Raw genomic sequence first — 3,933 nt, 5'->3', positions numbered from 1 at the left:
GCTCGTCCACCACCGACGGCAGATCGACCAACCCGCCCCACACATCCGGCAGTTCCAGCGCCGCCACCCGGCCCAGACCCCAGACCTGCGCCTGCGCCGGGTCCGCCGGCCGGTCGGCCCGACCCACCGACACCGCACCCACCGTCACCGACCACACCTTGGCCCGGACACCGCTGTCGGCGAGGGCGTGCAGCAGGGTCAGCGTGGCGGTCACCCCGGCCGGGACGAGCGAGCGCTCGTCCTGCGGCGCGCCCTCGGCGGCGACCAGCGAGAGCGCACCAGCGAAGTCTCCGGCAGCGTTCAACTCGCCAATTCGAGCGGCCAGTTCCTCGCGCCCGGCGCCGTCGACAGCCAGCGGCACGACCTCGGCCCCGGCGGCGACCAGCGCCGCCGTCACACCCTCCACCGGCGCACCCTCGGCCGTCACCAGCAGCCAGCGACCGGACAACCGCCCGTCCACCACACCGCCCACCGGCTTCCACGTCACCCGGTAACGCCAGGAATCCACCACCGAATCCACCCGGCGCCGCTGCCGCCACGAGGACAGCACCGGCAGGACGGACTCCAACTCGCCGGGAGCCTCGGCGAGCTCCAGGGCCGCGGCGAGTTCGCCGAGGTCCTGGCTCTCGACGGCGTCCCAGAACCGGGCCTCGTCCGGGTCGGCCACGACGGCCGCGCCGAGCGCGGCCTTCGGCCAGTAGCGGTCCCGCTGGAAGGCGTAGGTCGGCAGCGGAACCGGGTGGTCGGCGGGCAGCAGCCCGGACCAGTCGATCTCCGCCCCGGCCGTCCAGAGCGTGGCGAGCGCCCGCAGCGCCGTCTCCTCGTCGTCCCGGTCCTTGCGCAGCAGCGGCACGCAGACCGCCTCGGGGAGGATCCGACCGGCCAGCGCGGTCAGCACGCCGTCCGGGCCGAGCTCCACGAAGCGGGTGACGCCCTCACGGTGCAGGGCCTCCACGCCGTCGGCGAAGCGGACCGCCTCGCGGACGTGGCGCACCCAGTACTCCGGCGCGGACAGCTGTCCGGGCCCGGCGAGTTCACCGGTCAGGTTGGAGACGACCGGGACGCTCGGCTCGGCGAAGGTCAAGTCGCCGAGCACAGCGGCGAATTCGTCGAGCATCGGCTCCATCAGGGCCGAGTGGAAGGCGTGCGAGACGGTCAGCCGGCGGGTCTTGCGGCCCTCGGCCCGCCAGCGCTCGGCGAGCTCGTCGACGGCTGCCGCGGGGCCGGAAACCACCAGCGAGTCCGGCCCGTTGACGGCGGCGACGTCCAGCCGGCCGGCGATGGCGTCGCGGACGTCGGCCTCGGTGGCCTCGACCGCGAGCATCGCGCCGCCCTCGGGCAGCGCCTCCATCAGCCGGCCGCGGGCCGCCACCAGCGCGCACGCGTCCGCCAGCGGGAACACCCCGGCGACGTGCGCCGCCGCGATCTCGCCGATCGAGTGCCCGAGCAGGAAGTCGGCCGTGACGCCCTGGGATTCGAGCAGCCGGTACGAGGCCACCTCGACCGCGAACAGCCCGGCCTGGGCCCAGACCGTACGGTCCGGGTCCTCGGCGCCCTCGAAGACGACATCCTTGACCGGCCGGTCCAGCAGCAGGTCGAACTCCGCGCAGACGGCGTCGAAGGCCGCCGCGAACACCGGGAACCGCGCGTACAGCCCGGCACCCATGCCGATCCGCTGCGCGCCCTGGCCGGTGAACAGGAAGGCCGTGCGGCCCTCGGCCGTGACGCCCGAGACCACCCGGGCCGACGGCTCGCCCGCCGCCAGCGCGGCCAGACCGTCCAGCAGCGCGGCCCGGTCACCGCCGAGCACCACCGCACGGTGGTCCAGCGCGGCGCGGGACACCAGTGCCCTGGCCACCTGCGTCGGCGCGGACTCCGGCTCACCCACGAGGAACTCGGCCAGTCGCCCGGCCTGCGCCGACAGCGCGGGAGCCGTCCGCCCCGACACCGGCCACGGCAGCACGCCGTCGATGTCCGCCGGTTCCTGCGCCGCCGCCTGGGGCGCGGCCTCCAGGATGACGTGGGCGTTGGTGCCGCTGATGCCGAAGGAGGAGACGCCCGCGCGACGCGGCCGGTCCACCTCGGGCCACGACCGGGACTCGCTCAGCAGCTCGACCGCACCGGCCGACCAGTCCACCTGCGGGGTCCGCCGCTCAGCGTGCAGGGTGGCCGGCAGTACGCCGTGCCGCATCGCCTGCACCATCTTGATGATGCCCGCGACACCGGCGGCGGCCTGGGTGTGGCCGATGTTGGACTTGATCGAGCCCAGCCAGAGCGGCTCACCGGCGCGCCCCTGACCGTAGGTCGCGAGCAGCGCCTGGGCCTCGATCGGGTCGCCGAGCGAGGTGCCGGTGCCGTGCGCCTCGACGGCGTCCACGTCGGCCGGGGAGAGCCCGGCACTGGCCAGCGCCTGGCGGATGACCCGCTCCTGCGAGGGGCCGTTGGGGGCGGTGAGGCCGTTGGAGGCGCCGTCCTGGTTGACCGCGCTCCCCCGCACCACCGCGAGCACCCGGTGCCCGTTGCGCTGCGCGTCGGAGAGCCGCTCCAGCACCAGCAGGCCCACGCCCTCCGACCAGCCGGTGCCGTCCGCCTCGGCCGAGAAGGCCTTGCAGCGGCCGTCCGAGGCCAGTCCGCCCTGCCGGGCGAACTCGGCGAAGGCCGTGTTGGTGGACATCACGGTGACACCGCCGGCCAGCGCCAGCTCACACTCCCCGCGACGCAGCGCCTGCGCCGCGAGGTGCAGGGCGACCAGCGAGGAGGAGCAGGCCGTGTCCACGGTCATCGCCGGGCCCTCGAGACCGAAGGCGTACGCCACCCGGCCGGAGAGCACGGAAGCGGCGTTGCCGGTCAGCACGTGCCCCTCGACCTCCTCGTCCGAGGCGGCGAGCAGGGTGCCGTAGTCCTGGCCGTTGGTGCCGACGAAGACGCCGACGGGCGCGCCGTGGACGGACAGCGGGTCGGTGCCCGCCGATTCGAAGGCCTCCCAGGACGCCTCCAGCAGCAGGCGCTGCTGCGGGTCCATCGCCAGCGCCTCGCGCGGCGAGATCCCGAACAGCGTCGCGTCGAAGTCGGTCGCGTGCCGGAGGAATCCGCCCTCCGGCGCGTACGTCCCGGCGGCGCGGTCGAGGTCCCAGCCGCGGTCGGTCGGGAACGGGCCGACGCCGTCCACGCCGTCGGCCAGCAGCTGCCACAGCTCGGCGGGCGTGGTGACGTCGCCGGGGAAGCGGCAACTCATGCCGACGATCACGACCGGCTCGTCGGTCCCGGCCGGTGCGGGCGCCATCGCCTCGGTCAGCAGGGTCCGGTCACCGAGCATCAGGCCGAGCAGGTGGTCGGCGAGCCGGGTGGGCGTCGGGTGGTCGAACACGAGCGTCGTCGGCAGCCGCAACTCGGTCTCGGCGCTGAGCCGGTTGCGCAGTTCGACGGCGGTCAGCGAGTCGAAGCCCAGCTCCCGGAAGGCCCGGGCGGGCGCCACCGCGTCGACCGAGGAGTGGCCGAGCACGGACGCGGCCTGGGCCCGGACGATGTCGAGCAGGAGCTGCCGGCGCCGGCCGGCGGGAGCCGAGGCCAGCTCGGAGCGCATCGGCACGGGGGCGTCCGCCCCGGTGGGAGCGGCCGGCACGGCGGCCTCCGGCAAATCCGCGAGCAGGGTGCTCGGGCGGGAGCCGGTGAAGCCGCCGAGGAACTGCGGCCAGTCGATGTCCGCGACACTGACGTCGGTCTCGTCGTGGTCGACGGCCTTGGCCAGGGCCTGGATCGCGGGCTCCGGGTCCATCGGCACCACACCGCCGCGCCGCAGCCGCTCGACGACCACCTCGCCGGTGGCGAGGCCATCCTGCGCCCAGGCGCCCCAGGCGATCGAGAGTCCGGCCAGGCCGCGAGCGCGGCGCTGCTGGATCCAGGCGTCCAGGAAGGCGTTGGCCGCGGCGTAGT

General features: G+C 75.2%; 1 protein-coding gene. It reads right to left on the bottom strand.

Features of this window, described 5'->3' with window-relative positions; translation table 11 throughout:
- The coding region (locus tag ABZ449_RS41820; RefSeq protein WP_360357332.1) for a beta-ketoacyl synthase N-terminal-like domain-containing protein at positions 1-3,933 on the bottom strand (3,933 nt) is incomplete at both ends.

This window comes from Kitasatospora sp. NPDC005856, assembly GCF_040629945.1.
Taxonomy (GTDB): domain Bacteria; phylum Actinomycetota; class Actinomycetes; order Streptomycetales; family Streptomycetaceae; genus Kitasatospora.
Note: the sequence above shows the minus strand (reverse complement) of the source record. Positions and strands in the feature narration are given on the sequence as shown.